23 protein-coding genes are annotated in these 26,102 nt (G+C 61.1%); 17 read left to right on the forward strand and 6 right to left on the reverse strand.

Annotated features, from left to right (window positions below; all coding sequences use genetic code 11):
* Window positions 1-103: 103 nt before the first annotated feature.
* Window positions 104-3,577, forward strand: a complete 3,474-nt coding sequence (locus I8E17_RS03065) for an indolepyruvate ferredoxin oxidoreductase family protein (protein ID WP_069613841.1) — start codon at window positions 104-106, stop codon at window positions 3,575-3,577.
* Window positions 3,578-3,663: 86 nt separating this feature from the next.
* Window positions 3,664-4,827 (forward strand): isovaleryl-CoA dehydrogenase, encoded by a 1,164-nt coding sequence (locus I8E17_RS03070; RefSeq protein ID WP_069613842.1) that lies wholly within the window; start codon window positions 3,664-3,666, stop codon window positions 4,825-4,827.
* Window positions 4,828-4,866: 39 nt separating this feature from the next.
* Here the strand turns inward: I8E17_RS03070 and I8E17_RS03075 are convergent, their stop codons facing one another.
* On the reverse strand, window positions 4,867-5,226 hold the full coding sequence (locus tag I8E17_RS03075) for a type II toxin-antitoxin system HicB family antitoxin (protein WP_069613843.1): 360 nt from the start codon (window positions 5,224-5,226) through the stop codon (window positions 4,867-4,869).
* Complete coding sequence (locus I8E17_RS03080; protein WP_069613844.1) at window positions 5,223-5,477, reverse strand: type II toxin-antitoxin system HicA family toxin; 255 nt, start codon at window positions 5,475-5,477, stop codon at window positions 5,223-5,225. The genes I8E17_RS03075 and I8E17_RS03080 overlap by 4 nt, the downstream gene beginning before the upstream one ends.
* A gap of 60 nt (window positions 5,478-5,537) precedes the next feature.
* Here I8E17_RS03080 and I8E17_RS03085 point away from each other — a divergent pair, with 60 nt between their 5' ends.
* From I8E17_RS03085 to I8E17_RS03105, 5 genes are read left to right on the forward strand one after another with little or no spacing between them, the layout of a single operon-like run.
* On the forward strand, window positions 5,538-7,145 hold the full coding sequence (locus I8E17_RS03085) for a carboxyl transferase domain-containing protein (RefSeq protein WP_069613845.1): 1,608 nt from the start codon (window positions 5,538-5,540) through the stop codon (window positions 7,143-7,145).
* A gap of 10 nt (window positions 7,146-7,155) precedes the next feature.
* Window positions 7,156-7,539, forward strand: coding sequence for a RidA family protein (locus tag I8E17_RS03090; RefSeq protein WP_069613846.1), 384 nt, complete (start codon window positions 7,156-7,158; stop codon window positions 7,537-7,539).
* Between the two features lie 9 nt (window positions 7,540-7,548).
* Window positions 7,549-9,537, forward strand: coding sequence for an acetyl/propionyl/methylcrotonyl-CoA carboxylase subunit alpha (locus tag I8E17_RS03095; RefSeq protein ID WP_069613847.1), 1,989 nt, complete (start codon window positions 7,549-7,551; stop codon window positions 9,535-9,537).
* Window positions 9,534-10,403 (forward strand): hydroxymethylglutaryl-CoA lyase, encoded by an 870-nt coding sequence (locus I8E17_RS03100; RefSeq protein ID WP_069613848.1) that lies wholly within the window; start codon window positions 9,534-9,536, stop codon window positions 10,401-10,403. The genes I8E17_RS03095 and I8E17_RS03100 overlap by 4 nt, the downstream gene beginning before the upstream one ends.
* Window positions 10,400-11,188, forward strand: coding sequence for a crotonase/enoyl-CoA hydratase family protein (locus I8E17_RS03105; RefSeq protein WP_069613849.1), 789 nt, complete (start codon window positions 10,400-10,402; stop codon window positions 11,186-11,188). The genes I8E17_RS03100 and I8E17_RS03105 overlap by 4 nt, the downstream gene beginning before the upstream one ends.
* Here I8E17_RS03105 and I8E17_RS03110 read toward each other — a convergent pair.
* Window positions 11,185-12,555, reverse strand: a complete 1,371-nt coding sequence (locus tag I8E17_RS03110) for a TIGR03808 family TAT-translocated repetitive protein (protein WP_113366905.1) — start codon at window positions 12,553-12,555, stop codon at window positions 11,185-11,187. The two genes, I8E17_RS03105 and I8E17_RS03110, sit on opposite strands and share 4 nt — an antisense overlap.
* A 207-nt stretch (window positions 12,556-12,762) precedes the next feature.
* Between I8E17_RS03110 and I8E17_RS03115 the strand changes: the two genes are divergently transcribed.
* From I8E17_RS03115 to I8E17_RS03130, 4 genes are all read left to right on the forward strand, one after another.
* Complete coding sequence (locus tag I8E17_RS03115) at window positions 12,763-13,533, forward strand: carbon-nitrogen hydrolase family protein (protein WP_069613851.1); 771 nt, start codon at window positions 12,763-12,765, stop codon at window positions 13,531-13,533.
* 29 nt (window positions 13,534-13,562) lie between these two features.
* A complete protein-coding gene (locus I8E17_RS03120; RefSeq protein ID WP_069613852.1) occupies window positions 13,563-14,573 on the forward strand; it encodes a ligase-associated DNA damage response exonuclease in 1,011 nt (336 codons plus the stop codon).
* Window positions 14,573-16,210, forward strand: coding sequence for a cisplatin damage response ATP-dependent DNA ligase (locus I8E17_RS03125; protein WP_069613853.1), 1,638 nt, complete (start codon window positions 14,573-14,575; stop codon window positions 16,208-16,210). The genes I8E17_RS03120 and I8E17_RS03125 overlap by 1 nt, the downstream gene beginning before the upstream one ends.
* Before the next feature lie 94 nt (window positions 16,211-16,304).
* Complete coding sequence (locus I8E17_RS03130) at window positions 16,305-17,285, forward strand: alpha/beta fold hydrolase (protein WP_069613854.1); 981 nt, start codon at window positions 16,305-16,307, stop codon at window positions 17,283-17,285.
* A gap of 57 nt (window positions 17,286-17,342) precedes the next feature.
* Here I8E17_RS03130 and scpA read toward each other — a convergent pair whose 3' ends face one another.
* Entirely contained in the window at window positions 17,343-19,475 is a 2,133-nt protein-coding gene (scpA, locus tag I8E17_RS03135; protein WP_069613855.1) for a methylmalonyl-CoA mutase, read from the reverse strand.
* A 253-nt stretch (window positions 19,476-19,728) separates the two neighbouring features.
* Complete coding sequence (locus I8E17_RS03140; protein ID WP_069613856.1) at window positions 19,729-21,066, reverse strand: methylmalonyl-CoA mutase family protein; 1,338 nt, start codon at window positions 21,064-21,066, stop codon at window positions 19,729-19,731.
* A gap of 171 nt (window positions 21,067-21,237) precedes the next feature.
* Here I8E17_RS03140 and I8E17_RS03145 point away from each other — a divergent pair, with 171 nt between their 5' ends.
* The 5 genes from I8E17_RS03145 (at window position 21,238) to I8E17_RS03165 (ending at window position 24,829) form a co-directional block, all read left to right on the forward strand.
* Window positions 21,238-22,041 carry a L,D-transpeptidase gene (locus I8E17_RS03145; RefSeq protein ID WP_069613877.1) on the forward strand — a complete coding sequence of 268 codons (804 nt, stop codon included), beginning with the start codon at window positions 21,238-21,240 and terminating at the stop codon, window positions 22,039-22,041.
* A 161-nt stretch (window positions 22,042-22,202) separates the two neighbouring features.
* Window positions 22,203-22,934 carry a L,D-transpeptidase family protein gene (locus I8E17_RS03150; protein WP_069613857.1) on the forward strand — a complete coding sequence of 244 codons (732 nt, stop codon included), beginning with the start codon at window positions 22,203-22,205 and terminating at the stop codon, window positions 22,932-22,934.
* A 227-nt stretch (window positions 22,935-23,161) separates the two neighbouring features.
* A complete protein-coding gene (locus I8E17_RS03155; RefSeq protein WP_069613858.1) occupies window positions 23,162-23,584 on the forward strand; it encodes an organic hydroperoxide resistance protein in 423 nt (140 codons plus the stop codon).
* A 131-nt stretch (window positions 23,585-23,715) separates the two neighbouring features.
* Window positions 23,716-24,099, forward strand: coding sequence for an MbcA/ParS/Xre antitoxin family protein (locus I8E17_RS03160; protein WP_069613859.1), 384 nt, complete (start codon window positions 23,716-23,718; stop codon window positions 24,097-24,099).
* Window positions 24,059-24,829, forward strand: a complete 771-nt coding sequence (locus I8E17_RS03165; protein WP_083258230.1) for an RES family NAD+ phosphorylase — start codon at window positions 24,059-24,061, stop codon at window positions 24,827-24,829. Before I8E17_RS03160 ends, I8E17_RS03165 begins: the two co-directional genes overlap by 41 nt.
* On the opposite strand, the gene I8E17_RS03170 is transcribed toward I8E17_RS03165, so the two are convergent.
* Window positions 24,816-25,262, reverse strand: coding sequence for a MarR family transcriptional regulator (locus I8E17_RS03170; RefSeq protein WP_069613861.1), 447 nt, complete (start codon window positions 25,260-25,262; stop codon window positions 24,816-24,818). The two genes, I8E17_RS03165 and I8E17_RS03170, sit on opposite strands and share 14 nt — an antisense overlap.
* A gap of 71 nt (window positions 25,263-25,333) precedes the next feature.
* Between I8E17_RS03170 and I8E17_RS03175 the strand changes: the two genes are divergently transcribed.
* On the forward strand, window positions 25,334-26,059 hold the full coding sequence (locus I8E17_RS03175) for a thioredoxin family protein (protein WP_069613862.1): 726 nt from the start codon (window positions 25,334-25,336) through the stop codon (window positions 26,057-26,059).
* Window positions 26,060-26,102: the final 43 nt, after the last annotated feature.

A 26,102-nucleotide genomic window follows, 5' to 3' on the forward strand; every position in this document is an offset into this window, starting at 1 on the left:
GCTGCATGTTACCGTTCGGTTACGGCTTTCATCGGATGCGGTAGGAGGCATCCGATGAAAGGTACATGGGCAATCGGTAACTGCGATCTCGGGAGGAGAGCAGATGCTTGCGACCGGCGTTTCGCTAGACGACAAATATACCGCTGAGGATGGCCGCGTTTTCATGACCGGCCTGCAGGCGCTGGTGCGGCTTCCCATGACGCAGATGCGGCGTGACCGCGCCGCCGGGCTCAATACGGCAACCTTCATTTCAGGCTATCGCGGCTCGCCGCTCGGCGGCTACGACCAGCAGCTTCTGAAGGCCCGGACTTACCTCGACGCGCATGACGTCACCTTCCAGCCCGGAATCAATGAAGACCTTGCAGCCACGGCCGTCTGGGGTTCGCAGCAGGTCGGCCTTTCTCCTGGCGCCCGCAAGGACGGCGTGCTCGGCATCTGGTACGGCAAAGGCCCCGGCGTTGACCGCTCCGGTGACGTGCTGAAGCACGGCAATGCCGCCGGCACCTCCAGGCATGGTGGGGTCCTCTGTTTTGCCGGCGACGATCATTCCGCCAAATCCTCGACCATTCCGCACCAGACCGACCATGAGTTCATGTCGGCGGTCATGCCGGTCATCTATCCTTCTTCGATCCACGAATTCCTCGAATACGGCCTGCTCGGCATCGCCATGTCGCGTTATTCCGGCTGCTGGATCGGCATGAAATTCATTGCCGATACAGTCGAGACGACGGCGGCCGTCGATCTATCGGGAGAAAAGCGGCAGTTCGTCTTGCCGACGGATTTCGAACTGCCTCCCGGCGGCCTCAACCTGCGCTGGCCCGATCCGCCGCTGGTGCAGGACGATCGCCTGCAGAATTACAAGGCCTATGCGGCCATCGCTTTCGCCCGCGCCAATCGCGTCGACGAAATCACGCATGATGTTCCCAATGCCCGCTTCGGCATCATCTCCTCTGGCAAGGCCTATGAGGATGTGCTGCAGGCGCTGCGCGAGCTGGAGATCGGCCCGCGGGAAATGGCCGATATCGGCCTGCGTATCTTGAAGGTGCGTATGCCCTGGCCGTTGGAGCCGGAGGCCGTGCGTCATTTCTCGGAAGGGCTGGACGAAGTTCTTGTCGTCGAGGAGCGTCGCGAAATCATCGAAAACCAGATCAAACAGCAGCTCTTCAACTGGCGCGCCGATGTACGCCCGCGCATCGTCGGCAAGTTCGACGAGCATGACAAACCCTATCTCAGCCTGTCTTCGGCGCTGACCGTCGGCGCGGTTGCGAGAGCCATCGCCGGGCGCATCGTCAAGCTCGATCTCGATCAGGGCCTGCACGATCGCATTGCCGCCAAGCTTGCCTATCTCGCCGAGCGCGGCCAGATCAGCCGCAGCTATGTGGCGCCGCTGAACCGGACGCCCTTCTTCTGCTCGGGCTGTCCGCACAATACGTCCACCCGCGTTCCCGAAGGCAGCCGCGCCATCGCCGGCATCGGCTGCCATTACATGGCCACCTGGATGGACCGCAACACCGAGACTTTCACCCAGATGGGCGGTGAAGGCGTGCCGTGGACGGCGATCGCCCGCTACACCGACGAAAAGCATATGTTCGTCAATCTCGGTGACGGTACCTATTTCCACTCCGGCATTCTTGCCGTCCGCCAGTCTGTCGCCGCCAAGGTCAACGTCACCTACAAGCTGCTCTACAACGATGCCGTAGCGATGACCGGCGGGCAGCAGATCGACGGCCATCTGACGCCGCAGCTGGTCACCAAGCAGCTGCATGACGAGGGCGTCAAGCCGATCTATCTGCTGTCGGACAATCCCGATGCCTATCGCGCTTCGGAGCTGGCGCCCGGCGTCAAGGTCCTGCATCGCGACCACATCGATCAGGTGATGCTGACGCTGCGCGAGACCGAAGGCTGTTCGGCGATCGTCTATGTCCAGACCTGCGCCGCCGAGAAGCGCCGTCGCCGCAGCCGTGGACTGATGGAGGACCCGGCCAAGCGCGTCTTCATCAACAAGGCTGTCTGCGAGGGGTGCGGCGATTGCTCGGTACAGTCGAACTGCATCTCCGTCGAGCCGCTGGAAACGGAATTCGGCCGCAAGCGCCAGATCAACCAGTCGAGCTGCAACAAGGATTTCTCCTGCGTCAAAGGCTTTTGTCCTTCCTTCGTCACGGTTCATGGCGGCAAGCGCCGCAAGCGGAAGGCGCTTGATCATGCCGACATCGACGTGCCGATGCCGGAAATTCCTGCCATCGCCGATCGTCCCTGGAACATCGCGATAGCCGGCGTCGGCGGCACGGGCATCCTGACCATCGGAGCCATCCTTGGCATGGCCGCGCATCTGGATGGCAAGGTGCCGATGATCCTTGACATGGCAGGCCTCGCCCAGAAGGGCGGCGCCGTCATGAGCCATCTGCGCATCGGTCTCAACCAGGCAGACGTCACGTCCTCGCGCATCGTCAATGGCGGCGCGGACTTGCTGTTGTCGGCGGACGAAGTGGTTGGGGCCTCCAAGGATGCGGTCACGCTCTGCTCAACGACGCGTACGACCGCCATCGTCAACACCGGGCTCATGCCGGTCGCCGATTTCGTTCGCAACCGTGATTTCGACTTCAGGACCGGTTCGATCCAGCATACGATTGCAAAGACTGTCAGCGATAAGTCCGTCTTCCTCGATTTTGGTCGTGTCGCGGCCGAGGTCACCGGCGATGCGATCTCGACCAATATCCTGCTGACCGGTTTTGCCTGGCAGCGCGGTCTGCTGCCGTTGTCGTTGGAGGCGATCGAAAAGGCGATCGAGCTCAACGGCGTCGCCGTCAAGGCGAGCCTCTCCGCGTTTCATTGGGGCCGGCTTCTCGCGCATGATCCGCAGGCCGTGCATGCCTTGATGATCGCGCCCGATGCCGGCAAGACGCTGGCTGACATGAGTCTCGATGATCTCATCAGGCATCGCAAGGCGCATCTGACCGCCTATCAGAATGCGGCCCTTGCCGAGCGCTATGGTGCTTTCGTCGCCCAGGCCAATGCTCTGGCGACGAAAGAGCGGCTTTCGGACAAGGTGCCCTTTGCCGTCGCCGTCACTTATGCGCGGGTCCTGGCCTACAAGGATGAATATGAGGTTGCCCGGCTGCTCACCGATCCTGTTTTCGAAGCGCAATTGCGCGAGGAGATGGAGGGAGATTTCAAGCTGGCCCTTAATCTTGCCCCACCCGTCCTCGGCGGCAAGGATCCGAACGGCCGACCAAGAAAGCGCGAGTTCGGCGCCTGGATCCTGCCGCTGCTGCGGATGCTTGCACCGATGAAACGGCTGCGAGGCACCGCTTTCGATCCCTTCGGCTACATGGCGGAGCGGCAAACGGAACGCCGCCTGATTGCCGAATACGAAGAGATCGCCGGGCGTGTGCTTTCCGGTCTGCGCCACGACAACGAGGCAGAAGCCCTTGCCATTCTCTCGCTGTTTGATGAGATAAGAGGCTTCGGCCCGGTCAAGGAGGAGGCTCGCCGGAAGATCATGGTGAGGATAGCGGACAGACTGAAAGCCTATGAAATGCCGCGGGAGGCGCAGCATGTACCCGCAGATGCGGCATGACGCCGGCGGCGGAAACTTGAAGCAGGCATAACGAGACATACGTTCAAAGAAATTGGACGTTCGGGAAGGTCGGGAGGAGAAGCCGGATGTTTTCTGGGGGATTGAACTTCGCACTGGGTGAGGACATCGATGCGCTGCGCGAGCAGGTGCGCCGCTTTGCCAGCAATCGCATTGCACCCTTTGCAGACGAGATCGATCGCAACAACAGCTTCCCGATGCATCTGTGGCGGGAGATGGGCGATCTCGGCGTGCTCGGGATCACGGTTGACGAAGCCTATGGCGGCGCCGGCCTCGGCTATCTCGCCCACACGGTTGCCATGGAAGAGATCAGCCGTGCTTCGGCTTCCGTGGGTCTGAGCTACGGCGCTCATTCCAACCTCTGCGTCAACCAGATCTACCGCAACGGCACGGCGGCACAGAAGGAGCGCTACCTGCCGAAGCTGATATCCGGCGAGCATGTGGGGGCTCTTGCCATGTCGGAGCCGAGTGCAGGCTCCGATGTCGTTTCCATGAAGCTGCATGCCGAAAAGCGCGGCCATCGCTATGTGCTGAACGGCAGCAAGATGTGGATCACCAATGGCCCGGATGCCGATGTCCTCGTCGTCTACGCCAAGACCTCTCCGGATGCCGGTCCGCGCGGGATTACCGCCTTCCTCGTCGAAAAAGGCTTTCCCGGCTTCTCAGTCGGCCAGAAGCTCGACAAGCTCGGCATGCGCGGCTCGAACACCTCGGAGCTGATCTTCCTCGATTGCGAGGTTCCGGAGGAGAATGTTCTCGGCCACATCGATGGCGGCGTGCGCGTGCTGATGTCGGGTCTCGATTACGAGCGCGTGGTCCTCTCCGGTGGCCCCGTCGGCATCATGGCGGCCTGCATGGATGTGGTGCTGCCTTACATGCATGAGCGTAAGCAGTTCGGTCAGTCGATCGGCGAGTTCCAGCTGATGCAGGGCAAGCTGGCCGATATGTATGTCACCATGAATGCCTGCCGCGCCTATGTCTATGCCGTGGCCGCCGCCTGTGATCGCGGCGAGACGACCCGCAAGGATGCGGCCGGCTGCATCCTCTATTCCGCCGAGAAGGCAACGGCGCTGGCGCTCGAATGCATCCAGGCGCTCGGCGGTAACGGCTATACCAATGATTATCCCGCTGGACGGCTGCTGCGCGACGCCAAGCTCTATGAGATCGGTGCCGGCACATCCGAAATCCGGCGCATGCTGATCGGCCGCGAGCTGTTCGGCGAAACGGCCTGACTGCGAGATCGAGACATCAACGAATTTAAAGACGCGTGCCTATGCCTTCACAACCATGGAAGCCGACTCTGCATCTCGAGAGGCGGCTTCCGTCAAAGTATCGGTGATCCATTGATTGACGGACTGAGCCTTGTTTCCTGCGGCGCGAACGACCTGTTCATGCAGGCGCGGAGTCATGCGCAGGGAAAGATTCCCCGAAAATGGTCGATCGGGTTCCTGCGATCTTTTCGCGCAGAATGCGAGGTAGTCATCGACGCTGTCGCGGAAGGCCTGCACCAGTTCTTGCGCCGTTTCCGCTTCAAAAGTCACGATGTCTCTGATGCCGACGATTCTGCCATGAAAAACCATGTCATCCTCATCGAATTCCACCGAACCGGTATATCCCTTGTAAGATCTCATGGCTTTATTCCCAAATCTGTCAGAAACTCCCTGACCGTGCGCACCACATATTGCTTCGTATCAGGCTTCGGATGTGGCCGATGGATGAACAATGTTCGGCCGCTTAGCGTAAAACGAACGCGCGAGCCGCTTCCTTCCGACATCTCGCAGCCAATTGCCACCAGCAGGGCCTCAATGTCTTGCCATTTAATCGTGGCCTTCACCGGGTTGCTGAAAATGGCTTCCAGCGTCTGCCGCTGCTTTGAATTCATGGATTGTTCCGCAACGGCAAACAAGTGGTATCAAAATATGGTAGCAAATAGGCCAAGTCAATGACCGTCCTGAAATCAGAGATATCGACGCATACGGATCGCTTCCGCGACAATCGCGCCGCCATGCTGGAGGCGATCGGCGTCGCTGAGGCTGCGGCGTCGCAGGCGGCGGAAGGCGGCGGCGCGCAGGCGCGCGAGCGCCATGTCAGCCGCGGCAAGATGCTGCCGCGCGATCGTGTCGCCGGCCTGATCGATCCTGCCACCCCGTTTTTGGAAATCGGTGCGACGGCAGCCCACGGTCTCTATGGTGGCGAAGCACCGGGAGCCGGGTTGATCGCCGGTATCGGCCGCGTTTCCGGTCGCGATTGCATGATCGTCTGCAATGATGCCACCGTCAAAGGTGGCACTTATTATCCGATCACGGTGAAGAAGCATCTGCGCGCGCAGGAGATTGCGGCGGAAAACAATCTCCCCTGCATCTACCTCGTCGATTCCGGTGGTGCCAACTTGCCGAACCAGGACGAGGTATTTCCCGACCGCGATCATTTCGGCCGCATCTTCTACAATCAAGCCAATATGTCGGCGGCCGGCATCCCGCAGATCGCCGTCGTCATGGGCTCCTGCACGGCGGGCGGCGCCTATGTGCCGGCCATGTCGGATGAAACCATCATCGTCGAAAAGCAGGGGACGATCTTTCTCGCCGGTCCGCCGCTCGTCAAGGCGGCGACGGGGGAGGTTGTCTCGGCCGAAGATCTAGGCGGCGGTGATGTCCACACGCGCCTTTCCGGTGTTGCCGATCATCTGGCGCGCGACGATGCCCATGCGCTCGCACTCGCCCGGCAAGCGGTCGCCAACCTCAATTGCCGCAAGCCCGAGAGTGTCGAGCGTCGCACGCCCGAGGCGCCGCTCTACGATCCGGAGGATATTCTCGGCATCGTCCCCTCGGATCTGCGCACGCCCTATGACGTGCGCGAGGTCATCGCCCGCATGGTGGACGGCTCCCGGCTGGATGAGTTCAAGGCGCGCTACGGCACGACGCTGGTCTGCGGCTTCGCCCATATCCATGGCATCCCAGTCGGCATCATCGCCAACAACGGTGTTCTCTTCTCGGAATCGGCGCTGAAGGGCGCGCATTTCGTCGAGCTTTGCTCGCAGCGCAAGATCCCGCTGATCTTCCTGCAAAACATCACCGGCTTCATGGTCGGCCGCAAATACGAGACGGAAGGGATCGCCAAGAATGGCGCCAAGCTGGTGACGGCTGTGGCGACGACCAAGGTTCCGAAGATCACCATGCTGATCGGCGGCTCCTTCGGCGCCGGCAATTACGGCATGGCGGGTCGGGCCTATTCGCCGCGTTTCCTCTGGACCTGGCCCAACAGCCGCATATCGGTCATGGGCGGAGAGCAGGCGGCAGGCGTGCTCGCCACCGTACGCGGCGAGGCGCTGGCGCGTGCCGGCAAGCCTTGGACGCTGGAAGAAGAGGCCGCCTTCAAGGCGCCGACACTCAAGATGTTCGAAACCCAGAGCCATCCGCTCTATGCCTCGGCCCGCTTATGGGACGATGGCATCATCGATCCGCGCAAGAGCCGCGACGTGCTGGCTCTTGCGCTTTCAGCAGCACTCAACGCGCCGATCGAAGACACACGCTTCGGTCTGTTCAGGATGTGAGGAGACGGAGATGAAACGCGATGCCATCAATGCCAAGAATGCGCCGCAGCCCCGCGGCGGCTATGCTCAAGCCGTAAAGCTCGAGAATTTCGAACGATTGCTTTTTATCAGCGGACAGATACCGACCGACGTCGACGATGCCTTGCCGGAGGGTTTTAAGGCGCAGGCTCGCCAGGTCTGGCACAACATCGATGCGCAGCTGAAGGCGGCCGGCATGACGAAGGACGATATCGTCAAGGTCACCACCTTTCTCGCCGATCGACATCATACGATGGAGAACCGCGAGATCCGCAGCGAATATCTGGGCTCGCTCACGCCGGCCATGACTGTCGTGATCGCCGGTATTTTCGATACGGCCTGGCTGCTCGAAGTCGAAGTCATTGCCGCGCAATAGGGTCCGCCGATGTTTTCGAAGATACTGATCGCCAATCGCGGTGAAATCGCCTGCCGCGTCATCCGCACGGCGAGGCGCCTCGGCATCCGCACGGTCGCCATCTATTCCGACGCCGATCGGGATGCGCTGCATGTGGTGCTGGCCGACGAAGCCGTCCATATCGGCCCGGCGGCAGCGAGCGAAAGCTATCTTTCGAAGGAAAAGATCATCGCAGCCGCAAAGCGAACCGGCGCGGAGGCCATCCATCCGGGCTACGGCTTTCTCTCGGAAAATGCAGCTTTTGCCGAGGCCGTCGAAGCTGCCGGTCTGGTCTTCATCGGCCCGTCGCCGGCCTCCATCCGGGCCATGGGGCTCAAGGATGCGGCCAAGGCGCTGATGGAGCGGGCCGGCGTGCCCGTTGTTCCCGGCCATCATGGCGATAGGCAAGAGCCCGGCTTTCTTGCCGAGCAGGCCGACGGCATCGGCTTTCCCGTTCTTATCAAGGCGAGGGCCGGCGGCGGCGGCAAGGGCATGCGCCGCGTCGACCGGCCAGAGGATTTCGAGGCTTCGCTGGGGGCGGCGAAGCGCGAGGCGAAATCCGCTTTCGGCGACGATGCCGTGCTCATCGAAAAATATCTCGTCAAGCCGCGCCATATCGAGATCCAGGTCTTCGGAGACAGCCAGGGCAATGCCGTGCACCTCTTCGAGCGCGATTGCTCCCTGCAGCGCCGGCACCAGAAGGTGATCGAGGAGGCACCGGCGCCCGGCATGACGGAGGAGATGCGCAGCGCCATGGGCGAAGCGGCGGTTCGCGCCGCCCGCGCCATCGATTATCGCGGCGCCGGCACCGTTGAGTTCATCGCCGATGTCTCCGACGGCCTGTCGCCGGATCGCTTCTTCTTCATGGAGATGAACACCCGCCTACAGGTCGAGCATCCCGTCACAGAGGCAATCGCCGGAGTCGATCTTGTCGAATGGCAATTGCGTGTTGCGAGCGGCGAGCCGCTGCCGAAAACGCAAGCTGAGCTCACCATAAACGGCTGGGCCTTCGAAGCCCGCATCTATGCCGAAGACCCATCGCGCGGCTTCCTGCCGGCAACCGGCACGCTTTCCCATCTGCGGTTTCCCGAAGGCGATGTCCGCATCGATGCCGGCGTGCGCGAGGGCGACAGCATCACCCCGCATTACGACCCACTGATCGCCAAGCTGACCGTGCATGCGGCCGATCGGGCGGCGGCGCTTGCCAAGCTCACGCACGGTCTCGAGCAGACACAGGTTGCCGGAACCACCACCAATCTCGATTTCCTTATCCGGTTGAGCCGCCAGCCGGATTTCGCCGCCGGCCATCCGGACACGGGATTGATCGATCGTGACGTGGAGGCGCTGACCTCGGCGCAACCGCCAGACGATGCCGCCCTCGCCATTGCTGCCATTGTGGAGGCGGGTGGGTTCGCAGAAGCCAATGGCAGTGATCCTTGGCTGTCGCTCGGTCCTTGGCAGCTCTGGGGCGAAGCAAGCCGTCCCGTCACGCTGCATTTTGCCGGTGGTCATCAGAATTGCCGCGTGGCTGCAAAGAGTCGGTCGCTGTTCAGCGTCACCTTTGACGATCGCATCATTCTCGTTCGCTTGCTCGCAGGCGAGGGCCTTTCCCGCCACGTCGAGATCGACGGCCGGCAGTCCCATGTCGATATCTTCGAGACATCGTCAGGCGTGACTTTATTCCTCGATGGACAGACGCATCATTTCCATCGACTCGATCTGCTCGACGGTGGAGAAGAGGCGGCCGGCGGAGGCGATCGCGTCATTGCGCCGATGCCAGGCCTCGTCAAGATCGTACGTGTGCGCGAGGGCGACGCGGTGGCGAGGGGCCAGGCGCTGATCGTCATGGAGGCCATGAAGATGGAGCTGACGCTGACGGCGGCACGCGACGGCATCGTCGAAGGTCTGTATGTCGGCGAGGGGGATCAGACCAGCGAAAGCGCCGTGCTTCTGTCACTCCGCCCGGAGGATGCGGCATGAGCGACAAGCCTTCCAACCACGTCACCATCGTCGAGATGGCACCGCGTGACGGGCTGCAGAACGAGAAGCGGCAGGTTGATACCGAACACAAGATCGAGCTGGTCAATCTGCTTTCGGATTGTGGTTTCGAGCGAATTGAAGTCACCAGCTTCGTCAGCCCGAAATGGGTGCCGCAGCTTGGGGATGCCACTTCGGTCATGGCCGGCATAGAGCGGCGTCCAGGCGTTCGTTACGCAGCGCTGGTGCCCAACATGCAGGGCTTCGAGGCGGCCCTTGCGGCTGGCGCCGATGAAGTGGCGATCTTCGCCTCCGCCTCGGAAACCTTCTCAATGCGCAACATCAACTGCTCGATCGCAGAGAGCATCGAGCGCTTTCGGCCGGTGGCGGCCGCCAGTCGGGATCGCGGCGTTCCGTTGCGCGGCTATGTCAGCTGCGTCGTCGAGTGCCCCTATGAGGGCGCGGTGCCGCCGCAAAATGTTGTCAGCGTCGCGTGGCAGTTGCGTGCGCTTGGTTGCTATGAGATCAGCCTTGGCGACACGATCGGCAAAGGCACGCCCGAGGCCGTCGACCGGATGCTTGGCGCAGTGCTCGGAGAACTCCCCGCTGCAGTCCTTGCCGGCCATTTTCATGACACGTCCGGCCGCGCACTCGACAATATCGGCGTCGCGTTGGAGCGCGGCTTGAGGGTATTCGATGCGTCGGCCGGCGGCCTTGGCGGTTGTCCCTTCGCTCCCGGCGCCAAGGGCAATGTCGATACCGTTTCTGTTCAAGATTATTTATCGGCGCGGGGTTTCGAGACCGGTCTCGACGAGGACAGGCTTGCCCGCGCCGCCGCCTTTGCCCGCAGCCTCAGGAGTGCCTCATGATATCGCAGACGATCCGCATCGCCACCGACGAGCGCGGTGTTGCCCATGTGACGCTGGCGCGCCCGGAAAAGCACAATGCCCTTTCGGCGGAGATGATCGATGACTTGACAGCGGCAATGGACGACCTTGCCCACGACAGCGCGGTCCGGGTCGTCGTGCTCACGGGTGAGGGCGCAAGTTTCTGCGCTGGCGGCGATCTCGGTTGGATGCGTGCCCAGTTCGATGCTACGCGGGATGGGCGCATGGCCGAGGCGCGGCGACTTGCCATGCTGTTCAAGGCGCTGAACGAATTGCCGAAGCCGCTGATCGCCCGCGTCCAGGGCAATGCTTTCGGCGGCGGTATCGGCATCCTCAGCGTCTGCGACATGGTGATATCGGCATCGACGGCCCGTTTCGGCCTGACGGAGGTGCGCCTCGGCATCATTCCGGCCACGATCAGTCCCTATGTCGTCGCGCGCATCGGCGAAGCGAATGCGCGCCCGTTGTTTCTCTCTGGCAAAATCATCGATGCCTGGCAGGCGCATGCTGCCGGCCTTCTGTCACGAGTGGTGGCGGAGGAGGCGCTGGACGAGGCTGTAGAAGCCGAGGTCCGCCATTTCCTGGGAGCGTCACCGCAGGCTGCCGCTCGTGCCAAGGCCTTGGCGCGCTCCGTCGGCAAGCCGATTACCGATAGCATGATCGATCACGTCGTCGAGCAATTGGCAGATGCCTGGGAGACCGACGAGGCGAAGGAAGGCATCACCGCCTTCTTCGAAAAGCGGCAGCCGAACTGGCGAACGGTTTAAACCAATCTGTTGTTCTCAATGGTCAATTGCGGCAACTGCGCGCTTCCTTTGATGAGGTCGCCCGATGCCGGCTTGTCCCAGCGAAAGCCCATGATCGCAGCTTGCCGCATTTCCTGGAAGAGATTGCCCGCAATCACCGCCGAGCCGGCACCGTCGGCGACGGAGACGACGCAACCGATGCTGGCGTGTCTGACGATGTTGCCGGTCGCAACGACATTGCGGAGATATGGACCCCATCCGAGCCGCATGCCCCAGAGCGGCGCGTTCTCGATGACGTTGTCGGCGACAAGCGTATCGGCCTCGGCCGAGATACCGATGCCGAAACCGCCATCCTGCGCATAAGGGGCGATGAGCGACAGATTGCGGATGACGTTGCCCGTCACCGAAGCGAGCCTTCCGCCCTTGTCGAAATTGGTGACTGAAATGCCGTTGGCAGCACCGTCGACCAGATTGTTGCTGATCGTGGCGCCGACGAACTCGAATTCGCAGTAGATAGCCGTTTCGCCGGAGCGCAGACACTGATTGTTCGAGATCTGCACATTCGATGCCGAGTTGGCGCGGATGGCGGTGAAGGCACACTCGGCGATCTGATTGTCGGAAACCGTCACGCCATCGGCGCGGAAGACATTGATGCCGTTGCCGTTCTGACCGGTGCCGCCGCCATTGGCGCGAATGCGGGCAATGCGGTTGTTGATGACGCTGCTGCCATCCTCGGCCTTGTCCCAACGATGGATCAGGATGCCGCCATTGCCGCAATCCTCGACGCGATTGCCTGTCACCGTCAATCCGGTTGACTGGACGGAATAGATGCCGGCCTCGGCGGCGCCGGAAATGCGGCTGCGTTCGATCCGACCGGCACAGCGCTCCAGCTGCAGTCCGTGCTTGCGGCTCCCGGTTATTTCGCAATTGTCGATCAGTACTTCGTCGACGCCGGTAAATTGCAGGAGGCCACCCGCATAATCGGCGAGCCAGCGATTGCCGCCATCGAAAACCAGGCCGGAAAGCTCGATACGCCTGGCCTTGTCCGCATTCATCAGATGGCCGTCGCCGCTATAGATGAGCCGCGAGGCGCCGGGAACGCCTGTGATGCGCGTATTATTGGGGAGTGTCAGATTTGAGATGTTGTAGGTGCCCGGTGGTAGGAAAAGCGGCATGTTGCTTCGCGCCGCATTGTCGATCATCGCCTGCAGCTTGCCGCTCTTGAAATCGCTGGCGCCCGGTGTCGTCTTCAGCGCAATGGCATCGATCGGACCGCGCAGCTCAGCACCGGCCATCTTGGCAAGTGGTGTCGCGAAAACGCGCGGCGCAAGCACGCCAGCCGCTGTCGAGGCGGCGAGGGAAGCGATAAAGGCGCGGCGTTGGATCATTATGAACTCCTGGAACGTCACTTACGAAGCAGAAATCATGCCAGGCCCATCTGTGCCGTTTTGATACAGAAGCTGTTCTTCAAACGCTTTCGATCGGCCAAGAGCCTCGACCTCTTTTTGTTTCATTTACCAGTCCGGTAGAGGCGATGACCCGCACCTGATCCATTTGCGCTAGGGGCGACTCGCCGCGCATGTTACGCCTGTCGCATGCGGATCGCGGCCTTTCAACGTCTGGCACTTTTCGACGCCGTCGAGCAGGCGGCCGCGGTTTTGGCGCGCGATCTCGCCTGGGCGGAAAGGCAGGGCATCGATCTCGCCCTCTTTCCAGAATGCTATCTGCAGGGACACAGCTACAACGAAGCCATCGCCAGACGCCGCGCGCTTCCCCTCGACGATCCCGGCTTGGACGCGCTTGTCGCTCGTTTCGCCTCGAGCAGGACGACGGCGGTTATTGGCCTCTTCGAGAAGAGAGGCGATGCGCTCTACAACAGCGCCATGGTCGTCAAGTCCGACCGGATAGCCGGCGTCTATGCCAAGGCTCACCCGCTCGAAAGCGGCTGCACGCCGGGAAAGGATTTTCCGATCTGGCAGGAGGGCCATTGGCGCTTTGGCATCAATATCTGCGCCGATCTCCGATATCCCTATACCGCAGCTCGTTTGGCCCGAAAGGGAGCGGGCCTCATCTGCAATCCCGTCAACCTGATGCTTCGGCCCCATAAGGCGGAGAAATGGCATAGGCCGTGCATTTCGAGCCTGCAGATATGCGCCAGGCATACGGGATGCTGGGTCATGGCATCGGATGTGATTGGCAGCAACGAGGATGGGTGGGTGAGCTACGGCAGCACCGCCATCGTCGCTCCGAACGGCGTCGTCGTCGCAAAGGCGAAGCCCTACTGTGAGGATGTCCTCGTTTTCGATCTGCCGGATCGGCAACTGACGCGCGGATTCGATCAAAAAGCTGCTGTCGTCGCTACCTAATCGTGCAAATCGCGCTATCCTTCTAAGTCATGAGACCCGATCAACTGCTTTATCCGGCGCCCGAGGGCTTGTTCTGCCCGATCGGCGGCTTCCATATCGACCCCGTGCAGCCGGTCGCTCGCGCACTCATCACGCATGGCCATTCGGACCACGCTCGTTCCGGCCACGCGCATGTGCTCGCCACCCGCCAGACACTCGATATCATGCGCATTCGCTATGGCGATGATTTTGCCGGCTCTGAGCAGGCGGTTGCCTTCGGCGAGGAAGTGACGATCAATGGCGTCAAGGTGCAGTTCCATCCCGCTGGTCACGTCTTGGGTTCGGCTCAGATCGCAGTGGAGAAGGATGGACTGCGCATCGTGGTCTCAGGCGATTACAAGCGCCGGCCCGATCCGACCTGTGAAGCCTATGTGCCGGTTCCCTGCGATGTGTTCATCACCGAGGCCACTTTCGGGCTGCCGGTCTTCCATCATCCCGATCCGATGTCCGAAACGCGCAAGCTCCTGGCCTCCCTTCGCCAGTTTCCGGAGCGAACGCATCTTATCGGCGCCTATGCGCTCGGCAAGGCGCAGCGTGTCATCCGTCTGCTACGCGATGCGAGCTATGACAAGCCGATCTATATTCACGGTGCGCTCGAAACCCTGTGCAACTATTATGTCAGTCAGGGCATCGCGCTCGGCGAACTCAAGCCGGCCACTATCGAAACCCGCGATCAGTCGATCTTTCAGGGCGCCGTCGTCGTCGGTCCGCCCTCCGCGTTTCAGGATCGCTGGGCGCGGCGCTTTCACGATCCTCTGCCGGCTTTCGCCTCCGGCTGGATGATGGTGCGTCAGCGCGCCAAGCAGCTCGGTGTCGAGCTGCCGCTTGTAATCTCCGATCATTGCGACTGGCCCGAATTGACCGAGACGATCTCCGATCTGAAGCCGAGCGAAGTCTGGGTCACCCACGGCCGCGAAGAGGCGCTGGTGCGCTGGTGCGAGCTGCAGGGCATCGCCGCCAAGCCGTTGCATCTCATCGGCTATGAAGACGAGGGCGATTGATGAAAGCCTTTGCCGACCTTCTCGATCGCCTGGTGCTGACGCCGAGCCGCAACGGCAAGCTGAAGCTGCTGACCGATTATTTCCGCGATACGCCCGATCCTGATCGCGGCTATGGTCTGGCCGCCATCGCCGGCACGCTCGAGGTGCGCAACGTCAAGCCCGCGATGCTGCGCGAGCTCGTTCTCGAGCGCATGGACGAGGTGCTGTTCCGCTATTCCTACGATTATGTCGGCGATCTTGCCGAAACGATCTCGCTGGTCTGGGACAAGGAGAGCGATATCGAGCGTCCCGCCGGCGAGCAGCCGAAGCTCGGCGAGGTTATCAGGCGCATGAATGCGCTTGGGCGGACCGAAGTGCGGAGCTTCGTCCGCGACCTGTTGGATCGGTTGGATACGTCGGGCCGCTTTGCCTTCCTGAAGCTCGCGACCGGCGCCATGCGCATCGGTGTTTCGGCCCGGCTTGCCAAACAAGCGCTGGCCGAACTCAGCGGCAAGGATGTCACAGAAATCGAAACGCTGTGGCATGGACTGCAGCCGCCCTATGAAAGCCTCTTCCGCTGGCTGGAAGGCAAGGCGGACAAACCGGTATTGGCAACACCGGCAATCTTCCATTCCGTCATGCTCGCCAATCCCGTTGAAACAGGCGATCTTGATGGGCTCGATCCACGGGATTTCGCCGCCGAATGGAAATGGGATGGCATCCGCGTCCAGCTTTCGCGCTCAGGGGAGACGAGCAAGCTCTATTCGCGTTCCGGCGATGACATATCCGGTGCCTTTCCCGACGTTGTGGACGCCATGAATTTCGAGGGCGTCATGGACGGTGAGTTGCTGGTTGGCGGCACCGTTCGCTCCAACAGCCCGACACGCAGCTTCTCCGATCTGCAGCAGCGCCTCAACCGAAAGACCGTGACGGCAAAGATGCTGGACGAGTTTCCGGCCTTCATCCGCGCCTACGATCTTTTGTTCGATGGCGCGGAGGACGTGCGCGCCCGCGGTTTCCTCGATCGGCGCGAGCGGCTGACGGAGATTATCGAAGCAGCACCGCACGACCGTTTCGATCTGTCGCCACTCGTCGATTTCTCTTCCTGGGAGGAGCTCGACCGCCTTCGTTCCTCGCCGCCCGATCCGGTGATCGAAGGCGTGATGATCAAGCGCAGGGACAGCGCCTATCTCGCAGGCCGCGCCAAAGGCCCATGGTTCAAGTGGAAGCGCGATCCCTATAATGTCGATGCCGTGCTGATGTACGCCCAGCGCGGCCACGGCAAGCGCTCCAGCTACTATTCCGATTTCACCTTCGGCGTCTGGGCGACGACTCCGGAGGGCGAGCAGCTCGTGCCTGTCGGCAAAGCCTATTTCGGCTTTACCGATGCGGAGCTTGAGGTGCTCGACAAGTTCGTGCGCAATAATACGGTCGACCGTTTCGGCCCCGTGCGTGCCGTACGTGCCGATCGCGATTTCGGTTTCGTGCTCGAGGTGGCCTTTGAAGGCATCAACCGCTCGACCCGGCATAAATCGGGTGTCGCCATGCGCTTTCCCCGCATTGCCCGACTGCGGCCCGACAAACCGCCCTACGAGGCCGACAGGCTGGAAACTTTGATCGCGATGATTGACGCCAAGGCTCCGGTTGTCGATGAATAGCGAGGGCGATTCCTCACCACAAAGTGAGTTGGCCTAGCCTTCCAACCCGTGCAGATTCGATCTGCGCCGGGATATTTCGACAGAGCCCACGACCATGTCCGACGACCACGCATTTCGTCCCAATCGCCGCAGCCTTCTAGCCGGTATTGCCTTCACGCTCTTTGCGCCCAACATCGTCAGAGCTGCCGATGACAGTACGACTGCGGGCAAGCCTGCCGAGAACAAGAGTGTCGCCACGCGGAGCGACAAGAAGGCCGAGGATGCGCCGCCGCTGCTTTCGGGCGACTATGCCAAGGAGCGCCATCTGTTTCGCACCGATCTCGTGAGCAAGGGACCTGCTCCCGATATCTACGAACCGCTGGTGACGCCATCGACCGCCGAACGGCTTTTCTATCGCAGCGGTGTCGGCGAGGAGCTGGAGCTCGTCGCCTGGGTTTCCCGCTACACGCGTTCGGAGAAACCGAAGCCGGCCGTACTTTTCCTGCATGGCGGCAACGCCATCGGCCAGGGACATTGGCAGCTGATGAAGCCCTATGTCGAGGCCGGCTACGTCGTCATGATCCCTTCCATGCGCGGCGAAAACGGCCAGAAGGGCAATTTTTCCGGCTTTTACGACGAAGTTGCCGATGTGCTGGCCGCGTCCAACCGGCTGCGGCATCTGCCTGGTGTCGATCCGCATCGCATGTTCCTGGCTGGCCACAGCATCGGCGGTACGCTCGCCATGCTCGCCGCCATGTCGACGAAGCGCTTCCGTGCGGTCGCGCCGATATCCGGCAACCCCGACGCTTACGCCTTCTTCAGCCGCTACCCGCAGGACATCCGCTTCAACACCAGGAACCCGCGCGAATACCAGATGCGCTCGCCGCTCTGCTACGCGCACAGCTTCAAAAGCCCGATAAAGCTGTTTCACGGAACCGAAGAGGCACATTTCGACTCGCGCCTGTCGCTGCTCTCCAAGCGGGCAACGGCCGCCGGCGTGAAGATCGAAATGGCGACGGTGCCGGGCAGCCACAATTCGGCTTTGCCGGGCGAAATCGCCCAAAGTATCGAGTTCTTCAAGAGCGTGGCTGTCTGAACCAGCGCCCGCAAGAGCGGCGCGGGAGATAATCCGAACCGCTCTGCGAGTCGATGCTTACGCCATCAGCTTCTCGATCAGCGCCGTTGCCGCTTCCGCAATCACCGTGCCGGGCGGGAAGATTGCGTCCGCACCGGCCGCTTCCAGCGCCGCGAAATCCTGTGGCGGGATGACGCCGCCGACGGCGATCAGCACATCGCCGGCATGACGGCGCGCAAGCGCTTCCTTCAGTTCCGGCACCAGCGTCAGATGGCCGGCGGCAAGGGACGACGCGCCGACGATATCGACGCCTTCGCGAACGGCGACATCGGCCACTTCTTCCGGAGTCTGGAACATGGCGCCGACGACGACATCGAAACCGAGATCGGCAAAGGCCGTCGCAATCACCTTCTGTCCCCGATCATGGCCGTCCTGGCCCATCTTCGCGATGAGGATGCGGGGCTTTTCGCCGCGTGCCCTGCGGAAGGCTTCGACCTTGGCGACGGCCTTGTTGAAGATGGGGTCAGCATCCCCAACTTCCTTGCGGTACACACCCGAGATGGTCCTGATCTCGGCGACATGCCGGCCATAGGCCTTTTCCAATGCCAGCGAAATTTCGCCGACGGTGGCTCTCGCCCTTGCTGCCTTGACGGCAAAATCGAGCAGATTGCCGGTGCCGTTTCGCGCGGCTTCCGTCAGAGCGTCGAGCGCAGTCTCGACAGCGGCCGTCTCGCGTGTGCCCTTTAATCGCTGCAGTTTGGAAAGCTGGCGTGCCCGCACCTCGGAATTGTCGACCTTCAGCACATCGACTTCGATATCCTGCTCCGGCCTGGAAAAATTGACACCGACGACGGTCTGATGGCCGCTGTCGATGCGTGCTTGCGTGCGTGCCGCCGCTTCCTCGATGCGAAGCTTGGGGATGCCTTTCTCGATCGCCTTTGCCATGCCGCCAAGTGCCTCGACTTCCTCGATATGGGCAAGGGCGCGCGCGGCGAGATCATGGGTCAGCCGTTCTACATAGGCCGAGCCGCCCCAGGGATCGATGATTCCTGTCGTGCCGGATTCCTTCTGCAGCAGGATCTGCGTGTTGCGCGCGATGCGAGCGGAATGATCGGTCGGGAGTGCCAGCGCTTCGTCGAAGGAATTGGTATGAAGCGACTGCGTATGCCCCTGCGTCGCCGCCATGGCTTCGATCATGGTGCGGATGATGTTGTTCATCGGGTCCTGTGCCGTCAGCGACCAGCCGGAGGTCTGGCTGTGGGTCCTGAGTGCCAGGGATTTCTGGTCCTTCGGCGCGAAATTCCTCTGCATCAGCGCGGCCCAGATGAGCCGTGCCGCGCGCATCTTGGCGACTTCCATGAAGAAGTTCATGCCGACGGCCCAGAAGAAGGAGAGGCGGGGAGCGAAACTGTCTATATCGAGCCCGGCTGCCACGCCTGCCCGCGCATATTCGATGCCGTCGGCGATCGTGTAGGCGAGCTCCAGATCCGCCGTCGCGCCGGCTTCCTGCATGTGGTAGCCGGAGATCGAGATGGAGTTGAACTTCGGCATACGCTGGCTGGTATAGCTGAAAATGTCCGAGACGATCCGCATCGAGGGCTGCGGCGGATAGATATAGGTGTTGCGAACCATGAACTCCTTGAGGATGTCGTTCTGGATCGTGCCCGACAGCTTATCCTCGGAAACGCCCTGTTCTTCGGCCGCAACGATATAAAGCGCCATGACCGGCAGCACAGCGCCGTTCATGGTCATCGATACGCTCATCTCGTCAAGCGGAATGCCGTCGAAGAGCTGGCGCATATCGAGGATGGAATCGATCGCCACACCCGCCATGCCGACATCGCCAGCGACACGCGGATGATCGCTGTCATAGCCACGATGGGTGGCAAGATCGAAGGCGACGGAAAGGCCTTTCTGTCCGGCGGCAAGGTTGCGGCGATAGAAGGCGTTGGACTCCTCGGCAGTGGAGAAGCCGGCATATTGGCGGATGGTCCAGGGCTGCTGGACATACATTGTGGGGTAGGGGCCACGCACGAACGGCGCAGCACCGGGGTAGGTGTCCAAAAACTTCAGGCCGGCGAGATCGCTTTCGCCATAGGCGCGCTTGACGCTGATGCCTTCGGGAGTTTCCCAGACGTGGGCGCCGATTGTTGGCGTCGTTGCCTGCGGCTTGGCCCAGGGGATGGTGGCGAAGTCGGGGATATTGGTCATGGAGCCGATGCCTCCGTGGACGTCGAAAGTACGGCACCCCCCTCTGTCACTTCGTGAAATCTCCCCCACAAGGGAGGAGATTGGCAGCTTGCGGCGGGTGTCTGCCCTAAAAATTCTTGCGCCTTGCTGACATGGTATAGGGTTCTGCTGTGAGGTGTGCGACATTCTCCGAACGATCTCCCCCCTTGTGGGGGAGATGTCGCGAAAGCGACAGAGGGGGGTATCGCACTTGTCTCGAACACGATGTCCATTCTCATGCCTCCATCCCCTCATCCAATCGTATCGGCACCAACCCCATCCCGCCAACAATCGGACCTAAAGGCCCCAAAACCGTCACTGGCCGCTCGGTCTTCATGGCAAACAGCGTCGTGCCCACGATCGGCCTTGCGGCACGGCTCTCCCGCGCCTCTGCGATCATCGCCGCCAGTTCGCCGCTGGAAATGACCTTCGCCAATCCGCCCTTGTCCTCGATCCGGGTGAAAATCTCCCAAGCCCGTTCGCAAAGCGCGTCGGTCAGCGCCTCGATGCCGCCGGCCCCGGCAGCTGGATCGGCGACATGATCGAGGTGGCTTTCGGCGATCAGAATCGTCTGCGTGTTGCGCGCCAGGCGCCGCGCCAGCGGATCAGGAATGCCGTGCGTCAGGCTGTGCGGCAGAACACCGATCTCGTCGGCGCCGCCAACGCCGGCTGAAAAGACCGCGATCGTGTAGCGCAGGATGTTCGTCTCCGGATCGAGGCGGGTCAACATGCGATAGCTGGTCTCAGCAAAGAGATGTGCCGGTCGTGGGTCGGTAACGCCGCAGGCCTCGGCGATCCGGGTGAAGATCAGCCGCGCGGCGCGCATCTTCGCGGTTGTGATAAACTGGTTCTGATCGGCCGAAAGGCAGAGGCTGATTGCCGCAAGCGCTGCTTCCGGCGATAGTCCCGCTTCCTCAAGCAGTCGTAAATGGCCGACGAGGCTTGCCGCCATCACTGCCAGTTCCTGCGCCTCGGTCCCGCCTGCGTTATGCGCGGCCCGGCCGTCCGCATTGACGATCGTACCAACCGACTTCAACTCTTTGAAGTATTTGATGTCGCTGGTAAAATTGGCGAAATGCGCGGCTGTCAAGAAAGCGTCGAGTCCAAGGTGCAATCTCTGGGCACCACCGTCCGCAACCATTTTCGCGACGCCGGAAGAAAAGCCATCGAGGCGCAGGGTTGTAGTCTTGGCGGATGCTGCTGCCAGCACTTCGGAAAAGATTGGCGACTGAGCATCCATCCCGATGCCGAAGGCCGAAGCGGAACTGCTGGAAACGAGGCTGATACCGCTTGCGCCATTGGCAAGATCGTCGCTGAGCTGCACCATTGCCCGCTCGGTGTCTGGATCGTCCATGCGCTGCATCACCGTCCAGGGCAACTCGGCCCGCTGACGAAATAGCGGCTTGCCGTCGCGCAGTCGCTCGTAAAGCGGCTCTATTGCGATGCCGTCATCGGTTCGCGAGACCAGCGCTTCCTGGAAATTCTTGCCTTTCAGCGCCCGTTCCACCAGCTTCAGCCAAGTCTTTTGGTCGGTCTGGCCGAAGATGCCCGGGTCGAGACTGTCGATATTCATGCGCTCCTCCGTACTGCATTGGTCTAGCCCATGATGTCGCAAGGGAAAACAGGAGTTTGGCCGATCGGTGCAATATCTTCGTTGGAACCGTCTGGCGATCGACGCCAGCCTCGCTCCAGCCGCGGCAGTCATTATGCGGCCGATCCGATGTGTCCCAACTGGTTTCCGATAATGGCCGACCTGCTGCCCGTTTCCCGTCACCTGTTTGCCGCTGCCGCGCTGGCGACGTTGTCCGCCTGCAGCATCATTCCCGATACAGGCGCCACTGATCCGGATCGCTTCGTGCAGGAGACGACGCCTGTCTTCTATCGTCCGGAGGGTATCGAGCCGAACAGGGTAAGGCGCCTGCCGGTGCAGCCCGTGCCGCAATCGCGAGATCTCTTCCGCACCCAATTCCACCAGACCTATGGCCTGCCGACCTTCAATCCAGTGCACCAGGCCATGTATGCGCAGCGCAGTGAAGACGACTTCACGTTGCCGGCCATTCCCTACAAGCGCATCGATCCGCGCTTCCTGCGCCAGGAGGTGGATTACCAGACCAGGGAACGCCCCGGCACCATTGTTGTCGATACGCGCGACCACTTCCTCTATTTCATCGAACCGGGCGGCAAGGCGATGCGCTATGGCGTCGGCCTCGGCGCGGCAGGATATGCCTGGCACGGCAGGGGCCTGATTCAATGGAAGCAGAAATGGCCGCGCTGGACCCCGCCCGCAGAAATGGTCGCTCGCGACCCGCAGATGAGGCCGCTATCGGCCGAGCGCGGCGGCATGAATCCAGGGCCGACCAATCCGCTCGGCGCGCGTGCGCTCTATATCTATCAGAATGGCCGGGATACGCTTTATCGAGTTCACGGCACGCCGGATTGGCAGTCGATCGGCAAGGCTGCATCTTCCGGCTGTGTTCGCATGCTTAACCAGGACGTGATAGACCTTTACAACCGGGTGCCCGATAAGGCGGAAATCGTCGTTCTGTAGCGGTATTTTACCACAAATTTTCGTGATGTTGCATAAGTGCGATAGTCGGGGTGATTTGCGCTCTTTAGTTTTGCGTTTGTCTCTGCGAACCTCTCGGGGAGCCGAATCAGCCTGTTGGTACGGGTTTTCGCTTCCTCCACAAAAGGAACTATGCTGTCGACATGAGCCTTCCTTCATCCCTATCCCGACGTAATTTCCTCGCTCTTGCTGGTCTTGGCGCAGTTTCGACGCTCGCCAGCTGTGCCTCCACCATCAACAGCGGCCCCGTCGTCAGTCCGGTTCAATATACCGGCTCGCCGCGGCCGTTCCGCACATGGTTCTCCAGCTATGACGGCGAGCAACCCGATCCGGCCGTAATTTATGCCTCCGTCGAGGATGGGGGCTTCATCATTCCGGCGGTTCCCTACCAGCAGATCGATCCGCGCTTCTATCGTCAGCGGGTAATCGACCCAACAGGCGAGGCACCCGGCAGCGTTGTCGTCAACACCACCCAGCGCATGCTCTACGTCACCGAGCAAGGCGGCACTGCGATGCGCTATGGCATCGGCGTCGGCCGTGAAGGCTTTGCGTGGCAGGGCCGGGGCGTCATTCAGTGGCGCAAGAAATGGCCGCGTTGGAATCCGCCGGATGAAATGGTCGCCCGCCAGCCGGAACTCGTGAAATATTCCATCGCCAATGGCGGCATGGACCCGGGTCTGAAGAACCCGCTGGGAGCGCGTGCTCTCTATATCTTCGAGGACAAGCAGGATTCGCTCTATCGCCTGCACGGCAACCCCGACTGGCGCTCCATCGGCAAGGCTGTTTCCTCCGGCTGCGTCCGTCTGCTGAATCAGGATGTCATCGATCTCTATGATCGCGTTCCCGAGCGGGCGCCGATCCTGGTCACGGCCTGATGCCGCATCATAAAAAAGGGCGTCACCGGCGCCCTTTTTGTTTGCAGTCCTGACCGGAAGTACCCGGCGCGCCGAAACCGATTCAAACCGCTGCTGACTTGACCTCGGGCTGCCGGCGCTAGTCGTGCGGATCAGCTATTTCCGTGACGAATTAATTTTTGAAATATATATTGCGCACGATTAAATCGTGACGTATATAAAATCCATCCAACCGAAGGAGACATGACATGCCTATTCTCTATACCACCAAAGCTTCCGCCACCGGTGGCCGCGCCGGCCATGCAGTTTCCGAAAATGGCGTCCTTGACGTCACGCTGACCGTGCCGAAGGAGCTCGGTGGCGACGGCGCTACCGGCACCAATCCGGAGCAGCTCTTTGCAGCCGGCTATTCCGCCTGCTTCCTGGGTGCACTGAAATTTGTCGCAGGCCAGCAGAAGGTCAAGATTCCGGAAGATGCCAAGGTCACGGCAACTGTCGGGATTGGTCCTCGCGCGGATGGAACCGGCTTCGGCATCGAAGTTTCGCTGGCTGTCCACATTCCCGGCATGGACAAGGCCGAAGCTGAAAAGCTTGCTGCCGCCGCCCATATCGTATGCCCCTACAGCCACGCCATGCGCACCTCGACCGAAGTGCCGGTTGCTGTTGTCTGATGCAAAACGCGCCACCGGCTGATTGAAGGCCGGAAATATCGAATATATTGAAAAGGAGCGGCAGTTTGATCTGTGGCTCCTTTTCTTTTGCAAGAAAAATGCTATATCTTTTCTTAGGAAAGGTAGCGGTTATGATAAAAGCCCAGACAATAGGCCAGCCGATGGCCGGCGAAGCGCTAGTCATCACCAAGGCCGTCGTCAATGCCGCCGAGAGGCTGGGATTGAACGCCCGCATCCTTGCGGCCATCATTGGCGTGTCTGAGGCGACGGTATCGCGCATGAAGCGGCAGGATCATCTACTGGAGCGTGATAGCAAGCCTTTCGAGCTTGCCGTGCTTCTTGTTCGTCTCTTCCGTTCGCTCGACGCTATCGTCGGCGGCGACGAGGCTGTGGCGCGGCAATGGCTGCGTAACAGCAATATCGCCTTTGGCGCAGCACCGATCGACAAGATCGTCTCGATTTCTGGTTTGACCGATGTCCTTGCCTATCTGGACGCCCGCCGCGCTCTCGTCTGAGGCGAGGTCCATTTCCGGCCAATATTGGCGGCTGGTGGAATCGCAGCATCAGGTCTCGACGCTGAAGCTTGTCGATACGCTGGAAGAGCAGGCGCTTCTCGAAAGCATCCTGGAGGAAAGCAAGCCGGTTTTGCCGCCTGAATGCGCCGGGCTCGACTATCTCCTTGCCACACCCTTCCGCTATGGGGCGATCTATCCCCACGGTTCCCGTTTCCGGCGCGCCGGCCGTACGCTCGGCGTTTTCTATGCCTCGGAGCAGGTGGAGACGGCGCTGGCTGAAATGAGCTTCTATCGGCTGCTCTTCTTCCGTGATTCCCCTGACACGCCGTTGCCTGCCAATGCTGCGGAATATACCGCCTTTTCTGCTGCGATTGCGACGAAGGCGGCCATCGATCTGGCGGCGCCTCCCTTGGATCGCGATCGGAAACTGTGGACCGATCCGGTCAACTACGAAGCCTGCCAGTCGCTTGCGGAAGCGGCCCGAGCCGGTGGCATCGAGGCAATCCTCTATCGTTCTGTCCGTGATCCTCGCGGAGGCATGAATATAGCGCTGCTCACGGCCAAAGCCTTCTCTGCCCGAGAGCCCATCGAGCGCCAGACCTGGCGCATCCGGCTGTCTCGCGTCGGGGTGCAGGCGCTGTGCGAATTCCCACGGCGCCGTATCGGCTTTGAAAGGCAGGATTTCGAGGGCGATCCGCGATTGTCTGAACCGCAGTTCAAAGCAGAATAGCAAGATCGCTGCGCAGGCGGTCGCCATTGCCATCGGGCAATCGCTCTTCGAGGGCGGCGTGCGTCGTCTTCCAGATCGGCACGGCGGCAGCAAGCGCTGCCTTTCCCGATGGCGTGAGGCTGAGCAGGCGGGCACGGCGGTCTTTTGGATTGGGCACGATGCTCACCCATCCCCGCCGTTCCAGCGGCTTTAAGGCCGCCGTCAGCGTCGTTTGGTCTATTGCCAGGAGTGCCGTGACCGATCCCATGGGCGCTGGCGCGGGTCGGTTCAGCGACATCATCAGGGAAAACTGGCCGTTGGTGAGTCCGAACGGCCGCAGCGCCTCGTCAAAGCGACGGGCAAGAGCGCGCGCCGCCCGCTGAACATGCAGGCACAGGCACGTGTCGCGGACTAATAGCGTGGTTTCAAAGGGTATTTCAACTGCGTTTGACATGATTCATTAATATTGATATCAATATATTTGTCAAGATTTGGAAATGAAAACGCCGGAGGAGGGCGCGGACAATGAACCAGGTCGTTTCCAGGGAAGTGTGGCTCGAGGCCCGCCGTCAACTGCTTGCCAAGGAAAAGGAAGCCACGCATCTTCGCGATCGCGTCAATGCGGAACGCCTGGCCTTGCCTTGGGTGAAGGTCGAGAAGGACTATGTTTTCGACACGCCGGCCGGCAAAAAGACGCTCGCCGATCTCTTCGACGGACGCAGTCAGCTGATCATCTATCATTTCATGCTCGGCCCGGATTGGGATGCCGGATGCACCGGCTGCTCTTTCCTTGCCGATCATTTCGATGGCACCTTGCCGCATCTCAACAACCACGATGTCACGCTGGTTGCGGTGTCCCGCGCGCCGCTGGAGAAGGTGGAGGTCTACAAGAAACGCATGGGCTGGAAATTCCCCTGGGTGTCGTCCTTCTCCAACGATTTCAATTTCGACTATCACGTCTCTTTCACCAAAGAGCAGCTCGCCGGTGAAAAGGTGTTCTATAATTTCAATGATATGGACGCCGCCGACGGCAATGACGAGTTGCCTGGTCTCAGCGCTTTCTACAAGGATGAAGCGGGCAATATCTTCCACACCTATTCCAGCTATGCCCGCGGCGGCGAGGAAATGATCGGTACGCTGATGATCCTCGACAATGCGCCGAAGGGCCGGAATGAAGGCCACACCATGGATTTCGTTCGCCGCCATGACGAATATGAGGATGCCGCGAAAGCGCATTCCTGCTGCCATTGAGGGCGTGACGAGACCGCCAAATTCATGCCATGCGGCACAAGGG

Origin of the sequence: Rhizobium sp. AB2/73 (assembly GCF_020871915.1) — a bacterium.
Classification (GTDB): Bacteria; Pseudomonadota; Alphaproteobacteria; order Rhizobiales; family Rhizobiaceae; genus Rhizobium; species Rhizobium dioscoreae.